General features: G+C 61.6%; 19 protein-coding genes and 1 pseudogene. 17 read left to right on the top strand and 3 right to left on the bottom strand.

The features are described 5' to 3' along the window. The coding region (locus PVZ78_RS17050) for a hypothetical protein (protein ID WP_273828983.1) at positions 1-193 on the top strand (193 nt) is incomplete at its 5' end. On the opposite strand, the gene PVZ78_RS17045 is transcribed toward PVZ78_RS17050, so the two are convergent. Both PVZ78_RS17045 and PVZ78_RS17040 read right to left on the bottom strand, forming a co-directional pair. Next, positions 183-1,676, bottom strand: a complete 1,494-nt coding sequence (locus PVZ78_RS17045) for a CoA-acylating methylmalonate-semialdehyde dehydrogenase (RefSeq protein ID WP_038630539.1) — start codon at positions 1,674-1,676, stop codon at positions 183-185. The two genes, PVZ78_RS17050 and PVZ78_RS17045, sit on opposite strands and share 11 nt — an antisense overlap. A gap of 140 nt (positions 1,677-1,816) precedes the next feature. After that, on the bottom strand, positions 1,817-3,166 hold the full coding sequence (locus tag PVZ78_RS17040; RefSeq protein ID WP_038630538.1) for an aspartate aminotransferase family protein: 1,350 nt from the start codon (positions 3,164-3,166) through the stop codon (positions 1,817-1,819). A 126-nt stretch (positions 3,167-3,292) separates the two neighbouring features. On the opposite strand from PVZ78_RS17040, the gene PVZ78_RS17035 reads away from it, so the two are divergent. The 14 genes from PVZ78_RS17035 (at position 3,293) to acpA (ending at position 21,356) form a co-directional block, all read left to right on the top strand. Further along, the gene (locus PVZ78_RS17035; protein ID WP_009046837.1) at positions 3,293-4,213 is read left to right on the top strand and encodes a LysR family transcriptional regulator; all 921 of its coding nucleotides are present in this window, start codon (positions 3,293-3,295) and stop codon (positions 4,211-4,213) included. A 132-nt stretch (positions 4,214-4,345) separates the two neighbouring features. Continuing rightward, complete coding sequence (locus PVZ78_RS17030; RefSeq protein WP_016703817.1) at positions 4,346-5,740, top strand: uracil-xanthine permease family protein; 1,395 nt, start codon at positions 4,346-4,348, stop codon at positions 5,738-5,740. Positions 5,741-5,828: 88 nt separating this feature from the next. Continuing rightward, the gene (locus tag PVZ78_RS17025; protein ID WP_009046835.1) at positions 5,829-6,491 is read left to right on the top strand and encodes a TetR/AcrR family transcriptional regulator; all 663 of its coding nucleotides are present in this window, start codon (positions 5,829-5,831) and stop codon (positions 6,489-6,491) included. A 12-nt stretch (positions 6,492-6,503) separates the two neighbouring features. Next, complete coding sequence (locus PVZ78_RS17020; RefSeq protein ID WP_009046834.1) at positions 6,504-7,085, top strand: IMPACT family protein; 582 nt, start codon at positions 6,504-6,506, stop codon at positions 7,083-7,085. A 551-nt stretch (positions 7,086-7,636) separates the two neighbouring features. Further along, complete coding sequence (locus PVZ78_RS17015; RefSeq protein WP_101281758.1) at positions 7,637-9,202, top strand: ABC transporter ATP-binding protein; 1,566 nt, start codon at positions 7,637-7,639, stop codon at positions 9,200-9,202. Between the two features lie 15 nt (positions 9,203-9,217). Next, positions 9,218-10,324, top strand: a complete 1,107-nt coding sequence (locus tag PVZ78_RS17010; RefSeq protein WP_101281757.1) for an ABC transporter permease — start codon at positions 9,218-9,220, stop codon at positions 10,322-10,324. Continuing rightward, entirely contained in the window at positions 10,324-11,250 is a 927-nt protein-coding gene (locus PVZ78_RS17005; RefSeq protein WP_016703814.1) for an ABC transporter permease, read from the top strand. Before PVZ78_RS17010 ends, PVZ78_RS17005 begins: the two co-directional genes overlap by 1 nt. Positions 11,251-12,779: 1,529 nt before the next feature. Then, positions 12,780-13,394: a MotA/TolQ/ExbB proton channel family protein gene (locus PVZ78_RS17000; protein ID WP_009046830.1), complete on the top strand. Its 615-nt coding sequence runs from the start codon at positions 12,780-12,782 to the stop codon at positions 13,392-13,394. A 30-nt stretch (positions 13,395-13,424) separates the two neighbouring features. Further along, on the top strand, positions 13,425-13,832 hold the full coding sequence (locus PVZ78_RS16995) for an ExbD/TolR family protein (protein WP_009046829.1): 408 nt from the start codon (positions 13,425-13,427) through the stop codon (positions 13,830-13,832). Next, positions 13,832-14,545: an energy transducer TonB gene (locus tag PVZ78_RS16990; protein ID WP_036985478.1), complete on the top strand. Its 714-nt coding sequence runs from the start codon at positions 13,832-13,834 to the stop codon at positions 14,543-14,545. The genes PVZ78_RS16995 and PVZ78_RS16990 overlap by 1 nt, the downstream gene beginning before the upstream one ends. A gap of 52 nt (positions 14,546-14,597) precedes the next feature. Continuing rightward, entirely contained in the window at positions 14,598-15,659 is a 1,062-nt protein-coding gene (locus tag PVZ78_RS16985) for a purine nucleoside permease (protein WP_009046827.1), read from the top strand. 289 nt (positions 15,660-15,948) lie between these two features. Continuing rightward, entirely contained in the window at positions 15,949-16,842 is an 894-nt protein-coding gene (locus tag PVZ78_RS16980) for a phosphorylase family protein (RefSeq protein WP_009046826.1), read from the top strand. A 126-nt stretch (positions 16,843-16,968) separates the two neighbouring features. Beyond that, positions 16,969-19,449 carry a TonB-dependent siderophore receptor gene (locus PVZ78_RS16975; RefSeq protein ID WP_016703810.1) on the top strand — a complete coding sequence of 827 codons (2,481 nt, stop codon included), beginning with the start codon at positions 16,969-16,971 and terminating at the stop codon, positions 19,447-19,449. Between the two features lie 227 nt (positions 19,450-19,676). Next, positions 19,677-21,356, top strand: a complete 1,680-nt coding sequence (gene acpA, locus PVZ78_RS16970; RefSeq protein WP_016703809.1) for an acid phosphatase — start codon at positions 19,677-19,679, stop codon at positions 21,354-21,356. A gap of 141 nt (positions 21,357-21,497) precedes the next feature. On the opposite strand, the gene PVZ78_RS16965 is transcribed toward acpA, so the two are convergent. Beyond that, entirely contained in the window at positions 21,498-21,920 is a 423-nt protein-coding gene (locus PVZ78_RS16965) for a hypothetical protein (RefSeq protein WP_110176087.1), read from the bottom strand. Between the two features lie 83 nt (positions 21,921-22,003). Between PVZ78_RS16965 and PVZ78_RS16960 the strand changes: the two are divergent. Continuing rightward, positions 22,004-22,205, top strand: a pseudogene (locus tag PVZ78_RS16960) (MerR family transcriptional regulator); the annotation flags it as partial. Between the two features lie 39 nt (positions 22,206-22,244). Beyond that, positions 22,245-22,928, top strand: a complete 684-nt coding sequence (locus PVZ78_RS16955; protein ID WP_009046821.1) for an SDR family oxidoreductase — start codon at positions 22,245-22,247, stop codon at positions 22,926-22,928. Positions 22,929-23,049 lie beyond the last annotated feature (121 nt).

The raw sequence follows: 23,049 nt of genomic DNA, 5'->3' as shown, positions 1-23,049 counted from the left end.
ACCGCATAACTCGTTGAATCTCAAGGAGTTTTCCGTTTCGACTGCGCCGGAAGTGGGGCGAATTATAGACTTCCAGAATCTGCCGTCAACACTTATTTTCACAAATCTGTCATATCGATCAAAAACGCCCTTAAAAGCAAAGGCCGCCCCCAAGGGGGCGGCCTTTAATACCCTTCTACTTATTACAAGCTAGGGAAGGCAAACTGCGAGGCTTCATGACTGGCGCGCTGTGGCCAACGCTGCGTGATCGCCTTGCGACGGGTATAGAAACGCACACCGTCCGGACCGTAGGCATGCAGGTCGCCAAACAGCGAACGCTTCCAGCCGCCGAAGCTGTGGTAAGCCACCGGCACCGGCAGCGGTACGTTGACGCCCACCATCCCGACTTCGATCTCGTCACAGAACAGACGCGCCGCTTCACCGTCACGGGTAAAGATGCAGGTACCGTTGCCGTACTCGTGATCGTTGATCAGTTGCATGGCTTCTTCCAGGCTGTTCACCCGCACGACGCACAGCACCGGCCCGAAGATCTCTTCTTTATAGATGCGCATTTCCGGGGTGACGTTGTCGAACAGGCAGCCACCAAGGAAGAAGCCTTCTTCATGCCCCGGCACGCTCAGGCCACGACCGTCGACCACCAGTTTCGCGCCCGCCTTCACGCCATCCTCGACATAACCGCTGACCTTGTCCCGCGCCTGACCTGTGACCAGCGGCCCCATGTCCAGGCCACAGGAAGTGCCGGCACCGATTTTCAGCGCCTTGATCTGCGGCACCAGCTTGGCCACCAACGCATCGGCCACCTGGTCGCCGACACACACGGCAACCGAGATCGCCATGCAGCGCTCGCCGCAGGAACCGTAGGCCGCGCCCATCAGGGCACTGACCGCGTTATCCAGGTCGGCATCCGGCATCAGCACGGCGTGGTTCTTCGCCCCGCCCAGTGCCTGCACGCGCTTGCCGCGCTTGGTGCCTTCGGCGTAGATGTATTCGGCAATCGGCGTCGAACCGACGAAGCTCAGTGCCTTGATCTCCGGCGCTTCGATCAGCGCGTCCACCGCAGCCTTGTCGCCGTGCACCACACTCAGCACCCCTTTCGGCAGGCCGGCTTCCAGCAGCAGCTGGGCGATCAGCAGGGTCGAACTCGGGTCACGCTCGGATGGCTTGAGGATGAAGCAGTTGCCGCAGACGATCGCCAGCGGATACATCCACAGCGGCACCATCGCCGGGAAGTTGAACGGGGTGATGCCGGCAACCACGCCCAGCGGCTGGAAGTCGGACCAGGCATCGATGTTCGGGCCGACGTTGCGGCTGTACTCGCCCTTGAGGATTTCCGGAGCGGCACAGGCGAACTCGACGTTCTCGATACCACGCTTGAGCTCACCGGCGGCGTCTTCCAGGGTCTTGCCATGTTCTTCGCTGATCAACTGGGCGATGCGTGATTCGTTCTGCTCCAGCAGTTGCTTGAAGCGGAACATCACCTGGGCACGCTTGGCCGGCGGCGTGTTGCGCCAGGCCGGGAAGGCAGCCTTGGCGGCATCGATGGCGTTCTGGATGGTTTCGCGGCTGGCCAGCGGTAGCTTGTGGATCGCCTGACCGGTGGACGGGTTGAACACATCGACCGCGCGACCGCTCTCGGTCACCAGTTCACCATTGATCAAATGCGGGATAACGCTCATCGGGGAACTCCTGAAGTTGTCCACAGGCACCCGCCAAGGGGCGCCTGCTCTATATAGATGACTTTGAACATGAGCCAAACCACGATGGCGCCTATGAGTACGCCATCGCGAGCAAGCTCGGCTCCTACAGTTTTGGGGAATCAGTCGAGCTTGTTCAGCACTTCGCCGACGGCATCGAACAGACGGTCCAGATCCTGCGGCTTGCTGTTGAAGGTCGGGCCAAACTGCAGGGTGTCGCCGCCGAAGCGTACATAGAAACCGGCTTTCCACAGCGCCATGCCCGCTTCGAACGGACGCACGATGGCATCGCCATCCCGTGGAGCAATCTGGATGGCACCGGCCAGGCCGAAGTTACGGATGTCGATGACATTCTTCGCACCCTTGATACCGTGCAGCGCCTTCTCGAAATGCGGCGCCACCTCAGCGACGCTCTGCACCAGTTTTTCCTTCTGCAGCAGATCCAGTGCCGCCAGGCCGGCCGCGCAGGCCACCGGGTGCGCCGAGTAGGTGTAGCCGTGGGGGAATTCCACCGCGTACTCAGGGGTCGGCTGGTTCATGAAGGTCTGGTAGATCTCGGAGCTGGCAATCACCGCGCCCATCGGAATCGCGCCGTTGGTGACTTGCTTGGCGATGCACATCAGGTCCGGGGTCACGCCAAAGCTGTCGGCACCGAACATCTTGCCGGTACGGCCGAAACCGGTGATCACTTCGTCGAACACCAGCAGGATGTTGTGCTGGTCGCAGATTTCCCGCAGGCGCTTGAGGTAACCCTGTGGCGGCACCAGCACGCCAGCGGAACCGGCCAGCGGCTCGACGAACACCGCGGCGATGTTGGAGGCGTCATGCAATTCGATCAGCTTGAGCAGCTCGTCGGCCAGGGCGATACCGCCCTGCTCCGGAATGCCACGGGAGAACGCGTTGCTTGCCAGCAGGGTGTGCGGCAGGTGGTCGACATCCATCATCGCCTGGCCAAACAGTTTACGGTTGCCGTTGACCCCGCCGAGGCTGGTGCCGGCAATGTTCACGCCGTGGTAGCCACGGGCACGGCCGATCATCTTGGTCTTGGTCGACTGGCCTTTCAGGCGCCAGTAGGCGCGCACCATTTTCACCGCGGTATCGGCGCATTCGGAGCCGGAGTCGGTGAAGAACACATGGTTCAGGTTGCCCGGGGTCAGCGCGGTGATTTTCTCGGCCAGCTGGAACGACAGCGGGTGACCGTACTGGAAGCCTGGCGAGTAATCGAGGGTGCCCAGTTGCTTGGCCACCGCTTCCTGGATTTCCTTGCGGGTGTGGCCGGCACCACAGGTCCACAGGCCGGACAGCGAGTCATAAACCTTGCGGCCCTTGTCGTCGACCAGCCAGCTGCCTTCGGCGGCGACGATCAGACGTGGATCGCGCTGGAAGTTGCGGTTGGCGGTGTAGGGCATCCAGTGAGCATCGAGCTTGAGCTGGCTGGCCAGGGAAGCTGGAGCGTTTTCATGCATGTTCATGGGGCAAAACCTCGCAGGGCAATAAGCGGCGCAGGGATCGGAAAGCGTTGTTGCAGCTAAGTTGCCACGGCTATAAAGTCGGTGAAATCCAACTTTTATAACCTTCAGTCAGTGGTTCACTAAACTATGAGCAGCCGTCGCGCCGACCCGCTGGCGCAAGTCAGCGACTTTGATATCCGCCTGCTGCGGATCTTTCGCAGCGTGGTCGAGTGCGGTGGCTTTTCCGCCGCGGAAACCGTGCTCGGCATCGGTCGCTCGGCCATCAGCCAGCAGATGAGCGACCTCGAGCAACGCCTCGGCCTGCGCCTGTGCCAACGCGGGCGCGCCGGCTTCTCGCTGACCGAAGAGGGTCGCGAGGTGTATCAATCGGCCCTGCAACTGTTGAGTGCCCTGGAAAGTTTTCGCACCGAGGTCAACGGCCTGCACCGTCACCTGCGGGGCGAACTGATCATCGGCCTGACCGACAACCTGGTCACCCTGCCCCACATGCGCATCACCCATGCCCTGGCTCAACTGAAGGAACGCGGGCCGGACGTGCAGATCCAGATCCGCATGATCGCCCCCAACGAAGTCGAACAAGGGGTGCTCGACGGTCGCCTGCATGTCGGCGTGGTGCCCCAGGCCAGCGCCTTGTCCGGGCTGGAATACCAGCCGCTGTACAGCGAACGCTCGCTGCTTTACTGCGCCGTCGGCCATCCGCTGTTTTATGTCGACGACAAGCAACTGGACGATCGGCGCCTCAATGAGCAGGACGCCATCGCCCCGACTTTCCGCCTGCCCGCCGAGATCCAGGCCCATTACCAGGCGCTCAATTGCACCGCCAGCGCTTCGGACCGCGAAGGCATGGCGTTCCTGATCCTCACCGGACGCTACATCGGTTACCTGCCGGACCACTACGCCAGCCTCTGGGTCCAGCAAGGGCGACTGCGCGCCCTCAAACCCGCTTCACGCTTTTATGACCTGAGCCTGGCATCGGTCACACGCAAGGGCCGTCGCCCCCATTTGGTGCTGGAAAGCTTCCTGGACAGCCTGGCGGCCACCCGCTGAAAAAACAGAAGACGCCATCAAAGCCTCACATTCATTGACTTACAGCGGAGATAACACACAATAACCTGAGCACCTGGACAGCTTTTTGCAGGGCACGATGACCTTGAACCGTCAGCCCTGAGTTCCCAGTCCATGCAGCCAGACACCTCCCGCCAAAGCGATCTGATCTACGGCCTCGACGATCGCCCGAAACCGCTCGCCGCGATACTCGCCGCCCTGCAGCATGTGCTGGCGAGCTTCGTCGGCATCATCACCCCGCCGCTGGTGATCGGTTCCGCCCTGGGCCTGGGCACCTACCTGCCCTACCTGATCAGTATGGCGCTGATGGTTTCCGGCGTCGGCACCTTCATCCAGGCGCGTCGGCCATTCGGGATCGGCGCGGGGATGATCTGCCTGCAAGGCACCAGCTTCGCCTTCCTCGGCGCAGTGCTGTCCGCGGGCTTTCTGGTCAAGCAACGGGGCGGCAGCCCGGAAGACATCCTGGCGATGATTTTCGGCGTATGTTTTTTCGGCGCGGCGGTGCAGATCGTCCTGAGCCGCTTCATCGGCCAATTGCGTCGGGTCATCACGCCGCTGGTCACCGGCATCGTGATCACCCTGATCGGCGTCAGCCTGATCAAGGTCGGCATCACCGACCTGGGCGGCGGCTTCAATGCCGCGGACTTCGGCGCCCCAGGCAATCTGGCGCTGGGGCTGTTCGTGCTGTTGACGATCATCCTGCTGAACCGCTCGAACACGCCCTGGGTACGGCTGTCGGCAATCATCATCGGCCTGGCCCTGGGTAGCCTCGCCGCCTGGTTCAGCGGCAAGCTGGTGCCCCAGGCATTGCCCGACCTGCCGCTGGTCAGCCTGCCGACGCCCTTCCGCTTCGGCTTCAGCTTCGACTGGACGGCGTTCCTGCCCGTGGCATTGATCTACCTGATCAGCACCATCGAAACCGTCGGCGACCTGACCGCCAACTGCATGCTTGCTCGCCAGCCCATCAGCGGCCCTTCTTATATAAGCCGGCTCAAGGGCGGCATCCTCGGCGACGGCGTCAGTTGCATGATCGCCGCGACCTTCAGCGCCTTCCCCAACACCACGTTCGCCCAGAACAACGGGGTGATTCAGCTGACCGGCGTGGCCAGCCGGCATGTCGGGCTGTATATCGGCCTGCTGCTGTTCTGCCTGGGCCTGTTTCCGCTGATCGGCGCGGTGCTGCAGCAAATCCCCAAGCCAGTGCTGGGCGGCGCGACCCTGGTGATGTTCGGCAGCGTCGCCGCGGCCGGCGTGCGCATCCTCGCCCAGGCACCGCTGGACCGGCGCAGCATGCTGATCATCGCCACCTCCTTCGGCGTCGGCCTGGGGATCGCGGCGCAACCGAACCTGCTGCACCTGTTGCCCAAGGTGGTGCAGAACCTGTTCGACTCGGCGATCACCAGCGGCGGCCTGACCGCGATCCTCATGTGCCTGTTGCTACCGGAAGATCGAGCCGCGCTGCGTAGCGCAAATCCGGCTCGCGAAAGCGACACCCTGGAACCGCTTTGAGGGTTTTCTGCCCATTAAGACTTGTCTGAGGCCTGTGGGTGCGCTATCAACGCACTGGTTGCACCCACAGAACAGCTCGGAAACGCCTATGACCCTTGAAGTCCCAGCCCACGCCGGCCCTCAAACCGCCAAGCCCGCCAGCCGTATTCGCCAGAAAAACGAAGAAGCGATCATCAAGGCCGCCGAAGACGAGTTCGCCCGTCACGGTTTCAAAGGCACCAGCATGAACACCATCGCGCAGAATGCCGGCCTGCCCAAGGCCAACCTGCACTACTACTTCACCAACAAGCTTGGGCTGTATGTCGCGGTGCTGAGCAACATCCTCGAGCTGTGGGACAGCACCTTCAACACCCTGACCGCCGAGGACGATCCGGCCGAAGCGCTGAGCCGCTACATCCGCGCCAAGATGGAGTTCTCCCGGCGCCAGCCGCAGGCCTCGCGGATCTTCGCCATGGAGATCATCAGCGGCGGCGAATGCCTCAGCGAATACTTCAGCCAGGACTACCGCGCCTGGTTCCAAGGGCGCGCCGCGGTGTTCCAGGCCTGGATCGACGCCGGCAAGATGGACCCGGTGGACCCGGTGCACCTGATCTTCCTGCTGTGGGGCAGCACCCAGCATTACGCCGACTTCGCCACCCAGATCTGCCGCGTCACCGGTCGCAGCAAGCTGACCAAGCAGGACATGGAAGACGCCGGCAACAACCTGATCCGCATCATCCTCAAGGGTTGCGGCCTCAAGCCTGCCTTATAAAGAACACAGCGCATGCCCTTTACCCTCGCCGGCCTTTGCGAATACCGCGAAGAGATTCGCAAAAGCCGCTTTATCGCCCTCGCCGCACCGATCAACAGCGCGGCCGAGGCCCAGGCCTTTATCGAACAGCACAGCGATCTCAACGCCTCCCACAACTGCTGGGCCTGGAAACTCGCCGACCAATACCGCAGCAGTGACGACGGCGAGCCTGGCGGCACTGCCGGCCGGCCGATCCTCGCGGCCATCGAGGCCCAGGATTGCGATCAGGTCGCGGTACTGGTGATTCGCTGGTACGGCGGCATTCAACTGGGCACCGGCGGCCTGGCCCGAGCCTATGGCGGCAGCGCCAACAAGTGCCTGCAAGGCGCCGAACGCATCGAACTGATCAGCCGCGTAGCCCTGCGCTGCGCCTGCAGCTTCAGCGAGCTGGCCCTGGTCAAGCTGCGGCTCGCCGAACTCGGCGGGCTGCTGGTCGAGGAGCAGTTCACGGCCAACGGCGTGGAACTGCAACTGGCCCTGGGTGAAAGCCAGATCGCCACCCTGCAAAGCCAGCTGGCCGACCTGAGCCGCGGGCGCATCTTCTTGCAGCGCTGAGTGCACCAATACGCACCCACGCCTGGAAATCATCCTGTGCACAATGGCCCGGTGGATAGCCGACTTGCCCACACCTGCTGTGCACCCGGCTGTGGATAACCTGAGCACACTCGCCTGTAACCCTTTTGCAACGTGGCTTTGCGGCGGTTGCTCACTTTTCGTCCAATTGCTCATCAAAAACATATTTTTCAAGTTAAAACAGTAAGTTAGCTCGGTTTATCGCTTTTAGAAGAAAGCCACACAGTGCTTATGCCCGACCTTTGGGCTTGCACACAAATACTGTGGAGCAAGCTGTGGATAACCCGTGCAAGGCTGCGCCAGCCGCCGATACGGCAAGGCTTGCAGGCACCTGATCATTTTTCGACCAGTCTCGTTCGGGTAAACCGCAGCCTTTTCAAGCACCTTGCCCTGAACTGGTGCCAAGTGCAGGTGCAGGGAACGAGCAAAGGGGGCACGAGGCCGCAGTTCATCGGGGCCCTGGCAATTTCCTGACTCACTGGCCAGGAAATTGCTTTGTCCACCGGCATAACGTTCAGCAACCCGAGTCCGTCATGCCAAACCCTGTACCCATCCCCGATGCAACACCCCGCCTGCAACTGCGCAGGATCACCAAGCGTTATCCCGGTTGCCTGGCCAACGACGGGATCGACCTGAGCATCCAGCCCGGGGAGATCCATGCCCTGCTCGGTGAAAACGGCGCCGGCAAAAGCACCCTGATGAAGATCATCTACGGGGTAACCCAGGCCGACTCGGGCGAGCTGATCTGGCAGGGGCAGCATCAGCTCATGCGCAATCCGGCCCAGGCGCGCAGCCTGGGGATCGGCATGGTGTTCCAGCATTTCTCGCTGTTCGAGACCCTGAGCGTGGCGCAGAACATCGCCCTGGCCATGGGCGCCGCAGCCGGCACGCCGAAGCAGCTGGAGCCGAAGATCCGCCAGGTTTCGCAGCGCTACGGCATGGCCCTGGAGCCGGAACGCCTGGTGCACAGCCTGTCCATCGGCGAGCGCCAGCGGGTGGAGATCATTCGCTGCCTGATGCAGGACATCCGCCTGCTGATCCTCGACGAACCAACCTCGGTGCTGACGCCCCAGGAGGCCGACGAACTGTTCGTCACCCTGCGCCGTCTGGCCAGCGAAGGCTGCAGCATTCTGTTCATCAGCCACAAGCTCGGCGAAGTCCGCGCCCTGTGCCACAGCGCCACGGTGCTGCGCGGCGGCCGGGTGGCCGGGCACTGCATACCCGCGCAATGCTCGGACCAGGAACTGGCGCGGCTGATGGTCGGCGAAGCCGCGGGCCTGATCACCGATTACCCGAAGGCCAAGGGCGGCGACGCCTTCCTGCAAGTCCAGAAGCTGTCCTGGCCCAACCCGGATCCGTTCGGCTGCTCGCTCAAGGACATCGACCTGGACGTGCGCAGCGGGGAAATCGTCGGCATCGCCGGGGTCGCCGGCAACGGCCAGGACGAACTGCTGGCCCTGCTCAGCGGCGAACAGCGCCTTGGCCGCGCCCAAGGCGCCACCCTGCGCTTCGCCGGGCAAGCCGTCGCCCACCTGCGCCCCGACGCCCGCCGCGGGCTGGGCCTGGCGTTCGTCCCGGCCGAGCGCCTGGGCCACGGCGCCGTGCCGGAACTGAGCCTGGCGGACAACGCCCTGCTGACCGCCTTCCAGCAAGGGCTGGTGAGCAAAGGCCTGATCCAGCGCGACAAGGTGCTGGCCCTGGCCGAAGACATCATCCGCCGCTTCGCGGTGAAAACCCCGGACAGCCAGACCGCCGCCCGCAGCCTGTCCGGCGGCAATCTGCAGAAATTCATCCTCGGCCGGGAAATCCTCCAGCACCCCAGGCTGCTGATCGCCGCGCACCCGACCTGGGGCGTCGACGTCGGCGCCGCCGCGACTATCCACCGGGCCCTGGTGGCCCTGCGCGATGCGGGGGCGGCGATCCTGGTGATCTCCGAGGACCTCGATGAACTGTTCCAGATCAGCGATCGCCTGGCGGCCCTGTGCGGCGGTCGCCTGTCGGCGCTCAAGGCCACCGCGGACACCAGCCTGATCGAGGTCGGCGGCTGGATGGCCGGCCAGTTCGATACTCCCGTCCACTTATCTGCTCAGCCCGCGTAACGGAGCTCTTTATTTATGCTGCTTTCTCTCGAACCCCGCGGCCAGCAATCGCGCCTGATGCTCTGGTGCTCGCCGCTGCTGGCCGCGGTCCTGACCCTGGGCTGCGGCTCGCTGCTGTTCATCGCCCTGGGCCACGACCCGCTGGAAACCTTGCACACCTTGCTGATCGCCCCGATCAGCGACCTGTATGGCGTCTCGGAACTGCTGGTCAAGGCACTGCCGATCCTGCTCTGTGCCCTCGGCCTGGCCGTGGCGTATCAGGCGCGGATCTGGAACATCGGCGCCGAAGGCCAATTGCTGCTCGGCGCCCTGGCCGGCAGCGCGCTGGCGGTGCACATCATCGACCTGCAAAGCCGCTGGGCGCTGGTGCTGATCCTGCTCACCGGCACCCTGGCCGGCGCCGCCTGGGCCGGCCTCACCGCCTGGTTGCGCACGCACTTCAATGCCAATGAAATCCTCACCAGCATCATGCTCAACTACATCGCCCTGAACCTGCTGCTGTACTGCGTGCACGGGCCGCTGAAAGACCCGGCCGGGTTCAACTTCCCCGAGTCGGCGATGTTCGGTGATGCCAGCCGCCTGCCGCTGCTCCTGGAAGATGGCCGGGTGCATGCCGGGGTGTATTTCGCCCTGCTGGCCCTGGTGGCGGTGTGGGTGCTGCTGCAAAAGAGCTTCGTCGGGTTCCAGATCAAGGTGCTGGGCCTGGACAAACGCGCCGCCGGCTTCGTCGGTTTTCGCGAGAAACGCCTGATCTGGCTGGCGCTGCTGATCAGCGGTGGGCTGGCCGGTCTGGCCGGGGTGTGCGAAGTCACCGGCCCCATCGGCCAACTGGTGCCCCAGGTGTCGCCCGGCTACGGCTATGCGGCGATCACCGTGGCCTTTCTCGGCCGCCTGCACCCCATCGGTATTCTGTTTTCCAGCCTGCTGATGGCGCTGCTGTACATCGGTGGCGAGAACGCGCAGATGAGCCTCAACCTGCCGCAAGCCATCACCCAGTTGTTCCAGGGCATGATGCTGTTCTTCCTGCTGGCCAGTGACGTGCTGATTCTCTATCGGCCACGCCTGAACCTGCGTTGGGCACGTCGCGCCGCCAACCCTTCCGTACAGGCAGGAGCGCTGTGATGGATATCGATCTGTTGAGCAATATTTTCTACGCCATGATCCGCTGCGGTACGCCGCTGCTGCTGGTGGCCCTGGGCGAACTGATCTGCGAAAAGAGCGGCGTCCTCAACCTCGGCCAGGAAGGCATGATGCTGTTTGGCGCGGTGATCGGTTTTATCGTCGCCCTGAACAGCGGCAACCTGTGGCTCGGCGTGCTGCTGGCGATGCTCGCCGGCATGCTGCTGTCATCGCTGTTCGCCCTGGTGGCGCTGGTGTTCAACGCCAATCAGGTGGCCACCGGCCTGGCCCTGACCATCTTTGGTGTCGGGCTGTCGAGTTTCGTCGGCGCCAGCTGGGTCGGTAAACCCCTGGCCGGATTCGAGCCCATGGCGATTCCGCTGCTGAGCGAGATCCCGCTGATCGGACGCATGCTGTTTGCCCAGGACCTGCTGGTCTACCTGTCCTTTGCCCTGTTCGCCGGGGTGGCCTGGGTGATCCTGAAAAGCCGGGTCGGCCTGATCATCCAGGCGGTCGGCGAAAACCCCGACGCGGCCAGCGCCATGGGCCTGCCGGTGCTGCGGGTACGCACCCTGGCGGTGCTGTTCGGCGGTGCCATGGCCGGCCTGGCCGGGGCTTACCTGTCCCTGGCCTACACACCGATGTGGGCGGAAAACATGAGCGCCGGTCGCGGCTGGATCGCCCTGGCGCTGGTGGTGTTCGCCAGCTGGCGAGTATGGCGCCTGCTGCTCGGCGCCTACCTGTTCGGCCTCGCCAGCATCCTGCATCTGGTGGCGCAGGGCCTGGGCCTGGCGATTCCCTCGAACCTGCTGGCGATGCTGCCGTATGCCGCGACCATCCTGGTGCTGGTGCTGCTGTCCCGCGATGCGCTGCGCACCCGCCTGTATGCGCCGGTGTCGCTGGGGCAGCCGTGGCAGGCAGGTCACTGATCGAAGACTTTTCACTATCGGCATGGGCTGCCTGACAGCCCATGCCCCCACCTCGCAACACCTCCCCTCAGCCCCCGGCCTGGCCCAGGCAACAGCCATCAGAAAGGGCTGGCAGTCCCTATCACCCAACGTGCATGACTCCTGCCTGACAAGGATGGATGAATGGCGCCCCAAACCCGCGCACCAGGCGCCGCTTGAGTGCGCAGCCACAAGTGGAAACAGCCACTCGACTGCCGAATAGCAACCGCTTATCCCTGAATCCGCGGCCAAGGTCATTTGCTTTTCGCCCGGAAACCCTCTATTCCGGCCCCTCCCGGGAAATTGGCCCGCTTTCTGCTTAAACGATTAAGCTGACCCAGGGGTTAGTTTTTTTGGACGTGAGTTCCATTTTAATTTCGACGGCTGACGAACACTTTGAACAGACAGGTTTTTCACTCAACTGAAGTAACCACACACGATATTCACAGGCAGAACCATTTGTTTTCTTACACTTGAAGAAGTGCATTAATCGCCCGGGCTATCACTCGTCGCATGAGCACTCAGGCTAAAGAAAGACTGGATTATCTATTACAAGATTATCTGTCCCCAACGCAGAAATCGGTCATATAGAAAGATCTGCGTCCTGCCTATGTATTCCAGTATCGGCTCCACCGATTTCCGGCTTATCTCCCAAGTGGCCGGACTCCTAGCACTGCAGGCTATTGATGAAGTAGCAGGCTGTGCTTTATGTCGACACGGGTAACTGTTGTCGACTTTTTTATTCGATTTCACTTCTTGCCCAAGAAGTGAAGAGTTCTCCTCCACAGACAAGGATGTCTTTTCCGGCGAAGTCATTCATCGCCGGTTTTTTATTTATCAGAACGAAAGCCAGGGGCATGCATGCAATCAACAAGATTGACCTTTGCCCAGAACAGCCGGACCAGCGAAAGGCCCCGGCCACGGCTTATGGAATCCCCAGCCACGGCCCGATCAAGTTTCGCCCGGTTTCCCCCCTGCGCACTGTATCGGAGAGACCGCAGATCCCTGCTTCAAGCAGGCGAGCCCTTCATACCGGTACGACCTTGCAGTCAGCCGAACACCCTACCATCCAGGCTGATGAGGACAGCTTCATTTCGAGATATTGAGCCTGTTTTCAAGCACTTCCAGCGACAGGTCAGCCCTTGTATCCGAATCCTGACGCCGAGTAACGGACACAAAACGGTGCGAGGCGTTTCATGTTGGGGCGGATACAAAGGTCCCTGCCGCCACGTATTGAAAATCGATCTCAAGCCGTTTGTCCCGACCCAAACCGCTCGTCAGGAAGAAACCATTCTTTCTCAGCCAAAATTGCCGATTTAGAGCTGTTTTCGAAGATTTTATACATGCTGAAAGGTTTAAGCTGAACTGTTGGTCAGGTTTTTGCAAAGACCCCTTCGCTCGTTCCACCTGGCCCTCCACAGAGGCGTGTCGAGCACCTGCACCAAGGCCTCGCAACGCCGGTCCAGTACCCGCTACCGAGCATGTATCTCAACGTTAATGAAGGATTTCACATGTTAGAAGATGTCATTCAGTACTCCAAAGACTCTTGGGGGCTCATTCCCCTGATGGTGGTGGTATTCATCATCGGGATCGCCGTGATCATCGAACGCTACTTCTTCTTCAGTACGAGTATCAAACTGGGACAAAGTCTTGATCTGGATTTGAAGCGGGTAGACCAGGACAACCTGGCCGACGTCAAGAAAGTTGCAGATCACTACAGTAAAAGTGCCCAAGGCAAGTTGGTATTGGCCGCGGTGGAGTCTCACGGCAAGTCCGAAGAGGCGCTGGAGCGGGATATCGATGAAACCATCATGATTCAGATTCCGCGACTGGATCGCAATCTGTGGGTACTGGATACCTGTGTAACTTTAGGTCCGCTGCTTGGACTGCTCGGTACCATCATTCACATGATCCAGGTATTCAGTGTATTGGCGGCCAATACATCGCAGAAAGTCAGTTCGGTAACCGGGCCTATTGCCCATGCACTGGTCGCCACCGCTGTCGGTTTATGCATCGCCATCGTCTGCGTGATTTTTCTCAATCACTTCAACAAGCGTATCCGCCTGGTCGTCAATCAGATGGAACTGATCAAGTCCATGCTGGTTGGGCGCTTGGCCAAGGGTTGATTAATACCTACGCCACTCGGAGAAATAATCATGGCTAGCAAGAGATCAAACTATCTCGGACATGAAGAGAAAGCCCGCATCGAAATCATTCCGATGATCGACGTGATGATGTTTCTGTTGGTGTTCTTCGTACTCATCATGATCGAGATGATCCAGGGCACGGGCATTACCCTGGAGTTGCCGCAGTCTTCCTCGCAAGAAGCAATCGAGTCGGTAACGCTCAATATCGGCGTCGCCAACGACGGTGGCTTGTTTGTCGATGGCCAGCCCATCAGCGACGAGCAACTGACGAGCCGGCTCACCGAGATGCAGAACAGCGGAAAACTGGATGTAGTGATCGCCGGCGATCGTGGCACCCAATATGAAAGCATCGTGCACACAATGGATCTGGTACGCGCTGCCGGTATCAGTGCTATTGGCCTGGCGACGCAAAACTGATGAACGACCTGACCCCCAACGTACGGCGAGGGGCCTTGTGGGCCTCTGACGACCATCATGTCGACCATCACCTGTCGATGCCGGCGGCTATCGGCCTGGCTGTGCTGGCGGTTGCATTGGGTATCACGTTGCTGAGCCTGATCGAGGCCAAGCAGCCGGTAGTTGAGGAGCCTCCGAAGGTGACTAAGGTGACCATGGTGCAAGTCCCTCCTCCGCCACCGCCTGCACCGCCACCGCCCCCACCACCTGCGCCGCCTCCGCCGCCTCCCCCTCCACCGCCGCCTGCGCCGGTGAAAAAGCCTGCGCCGGCGAAAAAGGTCACGCCGGAGAAGCCGAAACCCAAACCGGAGCCCAAACCGCAACAGCCAGTGCCGCCACCACCCGCGCCGACACCGCCACCACCGGTTACTCCACCGCCGCCGCCACCGCCCGCACCGTCGAGCAGCACCGACGCGGTCGCCCTGGATCAGCAGGCACCGGTTTATCCGCGTGATGCCCGACAGGCCAAGATCGAGGGCTATGTGGTGCTGGAACTTGCGATCCGCCCGGACGGCACGGTTGCCAGTGCCAAGGTCCTCGAGTCGAAACCACGCAAGCTGTTCGACGAGGCCGCGATCAGCGCGGTGAAACGCTGGAAGTTCCAGCCGCGAATGGTCAATGGCGCAGCAGTTGAGCAGCGCGCTAAACAGACGGTCAGGTTCGACCTGAAATAAGCCCGTGGAGGGTGCGCGCGGAGCGCACGCCCTCTGCCAAGGAATCAAGACGATGACGACACGTACAACCAGTGGCGCACTCGCTGCCGCGCTGTGCTGCCTGGGCGCAGCCGGAGCAACCCAGGCCGCCGAGCAGCCGATTCAGATCAAGGCTGTAGTTCTGAGCATGTTCGAGGTCGGCCAGGATCAGGGAGACAACCCTGGCGAGTTTCAGTTCTGGCGTGAACGCGCCGGCCTGAATCAGTGCATGCCGCTCGCCCAGGGTTTTCATGACGTATGCCTGAACCCTGAAACCGGCGTCCTGGCAACGGTGACCGGCATGGGCACTGCCCGTGCGGCGGCGTCGGTAATGGCCCTGGGCATGGATCCACGCTTTGACTTGAGCAAGGCGTACTGGCTGGTCGCGGGCATTGCCGGCATCAATCCGCACAAGGGCTCCATCGGTTCGGCGGCATGGGCCAACTATGTGGTGGACGGTGACCTGGCGCACGAGATCGATGCGCGGGAAATCCCCAAAGACTGGAAAACCGGCTACACCCCGTTCTTTCGCGCAACGCCTTATGCCCAGCCACGTTCGGACAGCATCGGCGAAGTCTACAAGCTCAATGGTCGACTGGTGGATTGGGCCTACAACCTGACAAAGGACGTCCCACTGGTAGAAAACAAGGAACTGGCAGCGTTTCGCCAACAGTTCAAGGGCTTCCCCCAAGCCGTTCTGCCGGCCAGGGTCATGAAAGGCGACAACCTCGCCTCCTCGACGTTCTGGCACGGCAAGCGGCTCAACGACTGGGCCGGTGACTGGGTCAAGTACTGGACCGACGGCAAAGGGCAATTCGTGACTTCCGCCATGGAGGACACCGGAACCCTGCAGTCCCTCAGTTTCCTGAACAAAGCGGCGAAGGTGGACCTGGACCGCGTGCTGGTATTGCGTACCGCCAGTAACTACACCATGCAGCCACCCGGCATGAGCGCCGCGCAAAGCATGGCTCATGACCAGGCGGGTTTCGTCGGCATGCAGCCCTCGCTCGAGGCGGCCTATCGAGTGGGCAGCACAGTGATCAACGCGCTGACGGGAAACTGGGAGCTGTATTCGCAGACCCTGCCGGGACACTGAACTCATGACCCGGCCTGGTGAACGCCATACAACAAACTGAGCCATGACCCAAGAAGCGCGATCGAGCACTGACAAGCGGATGTCGTTGATAACCGCACTCGTTGCTTGAAAACACTTCCTGGCGACTGAAGCCGCTGTTTACCGGTTCGGACAATAACCATACAGCCAGCGCGTTGCCGGCGCTGATGCTTAACACCAATGCCCGTTGGCTGACATTCAACCAACCCGCATGACGGCCACGCCTTGCCTGAGAAACGGCAGGACTTACAACTAAGTGAAGAGGTGTTTCATGAAAATCCTCCTGGGTTTATTACTTGGATGCTTATCGGTAACGGCCTGGGCCGCTACCCCCGCGGTTCCGTGCAAAGCCGATATTGCGGTGATTGGCGGTACATTCATCAACGATGCCATGTTGAAGTCCGGAAAACTCAAGGAGTCCTTCACCCTTGAAACTCCAGCCGGAACTTCCCCAACTATCTATTGCGGCAACTATAAAAACGTTCCGTTCTATTACATCAATATGCATGGCGACGGAAAGATCGTCGAAACCTGGGCGGCCCTTTACCAGCTACGGGTTAAAGATGCGATTGGTGGGGCAACAGCCGGTGGTATCAACCCGGCAATGAAGCTCCACGATCTGGTGGTGGCCGATGATGTCATCGACTTCAACATCGACCGGCCACTGGCGCTGCCGGATGCCATCTACCGCAAGGGCGACCATCCGGTTCCGCGCTACACGCCAGCCATGGATCCCATTCTTCGCGACATCCTGATCGATGAGACGCAGAAACGCCTGAATCGTGGAGATGCTCCCGTCGCCGGGATCAACCTGCACAAGAGCGGGGTGATCATGCAAACCCGCGGCGGGCGTTTCGAAACGGCTGCGGAAGTGCGCATGCTGGCCAAGATGGGGGGCGACCTGGTGACCATGAGCGTGGGGTCGGAAGTGATCTATGCGCGCATGGCCGGGATCAACTATGCCTCGCTGATCGCCATCTCCAATCCAGCCGAAGGCCTGGGTAACTGGACATGGGACACCATTCGCGAAGTTTACCCACGGCTTAATCCGGTGTGCCTGGAAATCGTTCTGGAGTCGTTGCCGAAGATTGCCGCCATCGGCAATAAGCCGCGGGTCGGCGACAGTTTGCGTATTCATCCGGAAATGACCTCAGAGAAGAAGTAAGCGAACTTCAACTTGCTCTAGAAGGCTGTGCAAGTACGGCAGGAACAGTTTGTGTTTCTGCCCGTACGCACTCGCCTGTTGTTCAACAACTTTTACATAAAAGCAAATGTAGTAGGGGAGTGTTCCATGGGTACATATAACTGGCGTCACCCGCAAAAACTGGCCCTGGCAGTTGCGGCTGCTGTGCAGATTCTCGGCGGACAGGCCATGGCCGAAGATCAGAAAGAGACGGTCGAACTTGAGGACTACATTCTCAAGGAGAGTGTCGAAGACACCATGGGCATCATGCCCAGCCAGCCGGTGAAGAGCGTTTTCGGCCTGGGCAAGTCCATCGCCGAAACCCCACGCTCGGTGTCGGATGTGTCGTCCGACCTGATCGAAAACTACGGCTTGCGCGACATCAACGACCTGGTTCGCCTCGCCCCGGGAGCCTACACCAGCTCCTTCTTCGGGGTGCCGGGGGCACTGAGCCTGCGTGGCGATGCCGCGGATAACTACTTCCGGGGGTTCAAGCGGGTAGAGAACCCTGGCAACTATGCAACGCCGATCCGCGCCGCCAGTTCGGTCGATATCGTGCGTGGCCCGGTTTCCCCCATCTACGGTGCCGGCAAGGTCGGCGGCTACATGAACTTCAACCCGAAATCCTCGAAGTCGGCGACCTCCAAGTTCATCGAAAAACCTACCGGGCAATTCGGTGTGACCGTGGGTTCCTATGACCAGTACATCACCACCGCCGAAGGCGGCTCGCCCTTCGAGCTGGGGGGGCGCCAGGGCGGTGTCTATGGTTTCTTCGAGCAGGAGGACTCGAAAAGCTACTTCGACAACGTCGAACCCAAGTCGACCATCGGCCAGATCGCCTTCGACATGGACCTCACCGACAACCTGCGGACCGAGTTCGGCGGCCAGTACCTGAAGGCCAAGCGCATCCAGAACCCCGGATGGAACCGGGTCACCCAGGACCTGATCGACCACGACACCTACATCACCGGCGCGCCGTCCAAGATGAGCTCAAGGGGCGATGTGCTGTTCCCTGACGATGTACGCAACAACATCAGCCCGGGCGTCGGTTTTCCACCGGGCAGCGGCAACTCCAAGCTGGACGTTTTCTGCCTGAACTACAGCAACTGCTTCTTCGACCCGAAAGACCCGAACGCGGCACTGAGCAACCCCGGGACCACCAAGCTCGACCGCAACAAGGTGTTCACCGACAAGAAGGACAAGGGCGAAAGCAAGGCCGCCACGGCGTACTTCGACCTTATCTGGTCGCTGGACAATGACATGGAGCTCAAGAACCAGTTCTTCTACGACTCCCTGGACCACAACAAATACACCAGCTATGGCTTCACCGCCGACTACGATGCCTACACCTGGGAAGACAAAGTCAGCCTGAGCTTCCCGCTGCAGATCGGGGAGGTCAGCACGTCCAACGTCGTCGGCGTCAACTATCGCTACTACAGCGCCATCGACCGTGAGTCCTACCTCGATGAAATCCTCGACCGCCGCGACCTGAACGTCGGGCCGACACCGGACGACAGCTTCGACATCGGTCATACCGGCAACGTCGAGATCGCTCCCGGCATGTACCGACGCAACTTCAACACCCAGAGCGCATCCATCACCAAAAACACCGGCGCGTTCATGCTGTCCGACATGAACTGGCAGAACTGGAACCTGCTGCTGGGCTACCGCTTCGACTACTACGACGCCAAGGCCAAGGAGAAGGCCCAGGCCACCAATGGCGATCTGGTCCGCGATGCCAATGGCGACGGGCGTCCGGACAAAGCCACCAACCACAACACCACTGACTCGTTCAGTGCCAGCCTCTCGTACAAGACGCCGTGGGGGTTCATCCCTTACTTCACCTACGCCGAGTCGACCGCGCTGTCGTCCAACCAGGCAGGCGGCGTAACAGCGTCGGACGTCTCCAGCGGCAACTACCTGCAGGACTCGAAACTGCGCGAGTACGGCATCAAGTACAACAGCGAGAACGGCAACGTCTACGCCGCGCTGGCCTACTACGACCAGGAGAAGACCTACCGCGACTCGCAAAACGGCAGCACTGTGCTGGTCAACGGCAAGGGTTACGAAGGTGAGTTGCGCTGGATGCTCAACCAGAACTTCTCCATGACGGCCTCGGCGACCAAACAGAAGGTGCGTGAGAAAGGGCAGCCTTTCACCGTGCTCAATACCGCCGCTGTCGCCCAAGCCTATGGCCTGGATCCGTCGCAACTCTATGGCTTCCGCTTCTTCGACCCGACCGGCCAGGTACTGGGTGGCGAGTACGATCGTGGCGGCGTACCGGAGTGGGTAACCAGCCTGTATGGCAACTACACCCAGCCGACCCCTTGGGGTGGCCGTGTGAACGCCAGCCTGGGCTTCACCTGGGTAGACGAGCAATGGGCGGACAACCAGAAGCAGATCAAGCTGCCTGACTACACCGTATGGAACGGCTCGGTGGGCTATTCCGAGAAGTCCTGGGAAGCGCTGTTTACCGTCAACAACCTGTTCAACGAGAAGTACTTCACTTCCGCCAACCTGTTCGACTCGACCCTGGTGTTCCCTTCCGCTCCGCGTACCTACACCGCCAGCTTCGTTTACAAATTCTGACCTCGCTGGCTAACCAGGGAGGCCCTGCCCGGGGCCTCCCTCATAGCTGATGGATTTCAAGCATTCGGCAACTCGCTCATGGCAGACCTCAGCGCCGCACTCCCCGCGCGTCCGCTCGATAGCCGGCGCTGCATTCATGACAAGCGCGCCAGCCGCACCCCCAGCGCTAGCGACATGAGTTTCAACGAGCCATGAGGATGCCCTGCAACTTCGGAGGAATACCTGTAATGAGCCACAACGACCCTGAAAACCCTGACACCCCGATCGATCCCAGTCGTCGCCACTTTCTCGCCGGTACCGCGGTACTGGGTGCCGGCGCCGCGCTCAACGGTTGCACGCCCAACAGCGATGCGCCCCCTACACCGGGCAAGCGCCCACTGTCCGCTGCCGAACTGGACAGGTCACTGCGCAAGCACGTCAAGACGGTGGTGGTGATCTATGCCGAGAACCGCAGCTTCAACAACCTGTTCGCCGATTTCCCCGGCCTCGAGCAGCCTCTTTCCGGCCTCAAGCCCGCCGCTTACCAGCAGCGCGACCGCGACGGCAGCCTGCTGCAAATCCTGCCCCCGGTCTGGGGCGGCACCCTGCATCTGGGACCGCAGACCGCGGATGGCGTGACCTATCCCGCTGGCGTGCCATTTCAGCAGGACCTGCCGAACGCGCCGTTCGCCCTCAAAGGCCCGAATGCCGAGGACCTCCCGCTGAGCCTGGTGACCCGCGATTTGTCCCACGAGTTCTACCAGAACCAGATGCAGATCAACGGTGGCATGAATGACCGGTTCGCCGCCTGGTCCGACTCCGGCGGCCTGACGATGGGGCACTACAGGCAAAGCCGCTATGCCCTTCGCCTGTGGGATATCGCGCGGCAGTTCGTGCTCTGCGACAACTTCTTCCAGGGCGCCTTTGGCGGTTCGTACCTGAACCACCAATACCTGATCTCGGCGGCGGTGCCGCACTATCCGAACGCCCGCAACTCGGTGGCCAAGGTGAAGATCGCCAACCTGCACAGCGACGACCCCAGCGACCCGCGGCTCAGGCCCCTGGCCGACTCGCCCGCCAGTGCCATGGACGGCCCCGCCCAGTTCGGCCCCTGCGCGCTCACCCCGGACGGTTATGCGGTCAACACCTTCGCGCCGCCCTACTGGCCGACCTGGCAACGCGACCCACAACGACCGGACTATTCCAGACCGGACCTGCCCTTCGTGCTGGTTCCGCAAAGCCACGAGCACATCGGCGACAAGCTGTCGAAAAGGAACATCGACTGGGCCTGGTACGCCGGTGGCTGGCAGGCCACCCTGGATGAGTTCAGCGGCTCGGGCGCGATCCCGAAAATCCCCAACTTCCAGTACCACCACCAGCCCTTCAACTACTTCCGGCAGCAAGGCCCGGAGCACCCCGGTGAACGCGCCAGGCGCCTGCGCGATGGCGGCCTGGGCGACGACCCGTCGACGAACCGGTTCTTCGCCGACGCCCTGGCCGGCAAGCTGCCGAGCGTGAGCTTCTACAAGCCCCAGGGCAACCTCAACATGCATGCCGGGTACACAGACGTCGCCGCGGGTGACCGGCATCTGGTCCGCGCGATCAAGACCCTGCAGGACAGTCCGCAGTGGAACAACATGGTGCTGATTGTCACGGTCGACGAGAACGGCGGCTGGTGGGATCACGTGGCTCCGCCCAAGGGCGATCGCTGGGGCCCGGGCAGCCGTATTCCGGCCCTGGTGGTATCGCCCTTCGCCCGCAAGGGGACGGTGGATCACACGGTGTATGACACCGCATCGATCCTGCGCCTGGTGACCCGGGTCTTCGACCTGGAAAAGCTCGATGGCCTGAAACTGCGTGACGAGGCCATGGCCGCCCGGGAACAGTCCCCCATGGGCGACCTGACCAATGCGTTGCAGTTCGATTAGCCAGCGCCGGAAAGGACTGATCGCGGCAGACGTCCAGTGGATCGGGTTATGGACGGCCTTGCTCATCCCCTGCGTTCGCTGCGACGCCCTCGCCGAGCTGCCGGCTCCTGCCCCCGTGGGATCCGGCCGTCCGACCATGCTTCAGGCCGTGCCAGGAATCGCCCGCTGCTCCCCGCGAACCGGCCACAACTGCGCCACCGCCCAGGCCAGTTCGAAAAACAGGATCACGCCGATCAAGGCCGTGCCGCCCTGGGCCAGGGCGTAGATCTGCCAGGTGGAGAACAGCAGCCGGCCGGCGGCGTCGTAGCGTCCGAAGGCCAGCTGCGGATCGCGGATGCGCAGCACCGACCAGACACAGACGATCGAGCCCATCAGGTTGACCATCAGCAGATGCATGGGCGCGAACGGCGGCAGTTCGCCGGGCAGGTTGAGGGCCTGGCTCCACTGCTGCATCAACCCGTGCAGGGCGAGAAAGCTCCAGGGGGTGACAAAGGCGGCGGTGACGATCAGGTCGTACCAACCGCTGGCCCGCACCAATTGACGGTATTGCGCTGTGCTCCACATAAAGGATCGCTCCGGATATTCAAGGAGCACGCAGGCTAAAGCCTGGAGTATGCTCCAGGGTCAAGCCCTTCCGAGACTCCAGCATGCGCATCGGTGAACGTGCCCAGGCCGGCGCCGTCAGCCGCGATACCCTGCGCTTCTACGAGCAGCGCGGATTGATTGCGGCGCAACGCACCGCCAACGGCTATCGTGATTACCCCAGCGACATGTGTGCAGCTGGTGCTCTACATCAAGACCGCGCAACGCCTGGGCTTCAGCCTCGGCGCGATCGGCAGCGGCGTTGCCCCTTAAATCCATGATCTTCACTCATCAAGGAATCCCTGCATGTCTACGCCAAAAACCGCACTGATCATCGGCGCCTCCAGAGGCCTGGGCCTGGGCCTGGTGCAACGCCTGCTGGACGCTGGCTGGCAGGTCACCGCCACCGTGCGCAATCCGCAAAAAGCCGAGGCGCTCAAGGCCCTGGGTCCGGTCCGCATCGAACAGCTGGACATGGACGACCAGCAGGCGGTGATCGCCCTGAACCAGAAGCTCAAAGGCGAAGTGTTCGACCTGCTGTTCGTCAACGCCGGGGTCAAGGGGCCGGACGACCAGACGCCGGGCAAGGCGACCCTGGCGGAAGTCGGCCAGCTGTTCTTCACCAACGCCGTGGCGCCGATCAACCTGGCCCAGCGTTTCGCCCCGCAGATCCGCCCGGACAGCGGCGTGCTGGCGTTCATGAGTTCGGTGCTGGGCAGCGTGACCATGCCCGACGCGCCGGAGCTGGCGCTGTACAAGGCCAGCAAGGCGGCGCTGAATTCCATGACCAACAGCTTCGTGACCCAGCTCGAGCAGAAGCTCACCGTGCTGTCGCTGCACCCGGGTTGGGTGAAGACCGATATGGGCGGCGAAGGCGCCGACATCGACGTCGAGACCAGCACCCGCGGCCTGATCGAGCAGATCAATGCCTATACCGGCAAGGGCGGGCACCATTTCGTCAACTACAAGGGCGAGACCATTCCTTGGTAAGCCTGCACCTGTAGCCGCTGCCGACATCGCAGCGCCCACTTCGTGGTCGAGCGCAACCTTCGGTAGCGGCTACAGGACGTTATCGCGGGCAAGCCTCGCGCCTACAGTGACCGCCTGTAGG

The sequence above is a fragment of the Pseudomonas sp. SBT1-2 genome, from assembly GCF_028640875.1.
GTDB classification, from domain to species: domain Bacteria; phylum Pseudomonadota; class Gammaproteobacteria; order Pseudomonadales; family Pseudomonadaceae; genus Aquipseudomonas; species Aquipseudomonas chlororaphis_I.
The sequence above is the reverse complement of the archived record's forward strand: the minus strand, read 5'-3'. Positions and strand labels throughout refer to the sequence as shown.

Bases quoted from the DNA above. Each gene is read 5' to 3' on its own strand.
- PVZ78_RS17045 (WP_038630539.1), bottom strand. From the start codon at position 1,676: ATGAGCGTTATCCCGCATTTGATCAATGGTGAACTGGTGACCGAGAGC.
- PVZ78_RS17020 (WP_009046834.1), top strand. From the start codon at position 6,504: ATGCCCTTTACCCTCGCCGGCCTTTGCGAATACCGCGAAGAGATTCGC.
- PVZ78_RS16975 (WP_016703810.1), top strand. From the start codon at position 16,969: ATGGGTACATATAACTGGCGTCACCCGCAAAAACTGGCCCTGGCAGTT.
- PVZ78_RS17025 (WP_009046835.1), top strand. From the start codon at position 5,829: ATGACCCTTGAAGTCCCAGCCCACGCCGGCCCTCAAACCGCCAAGCCC.
- acpA (WP_016703809.1), top strand. From the start codon at position 19,677: ATGAGCCACAACGACCCTGAAAACCCTGACACCCCGATCGATCCCAGT.
- PVZ78_RS17030 (WP_016703817.1), top strand. From the start codon at position 4,346: ATGCAGCCAGACACCTCCCGCCAAAGCGATCTGATCTACGGCCTCGAC.
- PVZ78_RS17035 (WP_009046837.1), top strand. From the start codon at position 3,293: ATGAGCAGCCGTCGCGCCGACCCGCTGGCGCAAGTCAGCGACTTTGAT.
- PVZ78_RS16980 (WP_009046826.1), top strand. From the start codon at position 15,949: ATGAAAATCCTCCTGGGTTTATTACTTGGATGCTTATCGGTAACGGCC.
- PVZ78_RS17015 (WP_101281758.1), top strand. From the start codon at position 7,637: ATGCCAAACCCTGTACCCATCCCCGATGCAACACCCCGCCTGCAACTG.
- PVZ78_RS16965 (WP_110176087.1), bottom strand. From the start codon at position 21,920: ATGTGGAGCACAGCGCAATACCGTCAATTGGTGCGGGCCAGCGGTTGG.
- PVZ78_RS16985 (WP_009046827.1), top strand. From the start codon at position 14,598: ATGACGACACGTACAACCAGTGGCGCACTCGCTGCCGCGCTGTGCTGC.
- PVZ78_RS17000 (WP_009046830.1), top strand. From the start codon at position 12,780: ATGTTAGAAGATGTCATTCAGTACTCCAAAGACTCTTGGGGGCTCATT.
- PVZ78_RS17040 (WP_038630538.1), bottom strand. From the start codon at position 3,166: ATGAACATGCATGAAAACGCTCCAGCTTCCCTGGCCAGCCAGCTCAAG.
- PVZ78_RS16995 (WP_009046829.1), top strand. From the start codon at position 13,425: ATGGCTAGCAAGAGATCAAACTATCTCGGACATGAAGAGAAAGCCCGC.
- PVZ78_RS16990 (WP_036985478.1), top strand. From the start codon at position 13,832: ATGAACGACCTGACCCCCAACGTACGGCGAGGGGCCTTGTGGGCCTCT.
- PVZ78_RS17005 (WP_016703814.1), top strand. From the start codon at position 10,324: ATGGATATCGATCTGTTGAGCAATATTTTCTACGCCATGATCCGCTGC.
- PVZ78_RS16955 (WP_009046821.1), top strand. From the start codon at position 22,245: ATGTCTACGCCAAAAACCGCACTGATCATCGGCGCCTCCAGAGGCCTG.
- PVZ78_RS17010 (WP_101281757.1), top strand. From the start codon at position 9,218: ATGCTGCTTTCTCTCGAACCCCGCGGCCAGCAATCGCGCCTGATGCTC.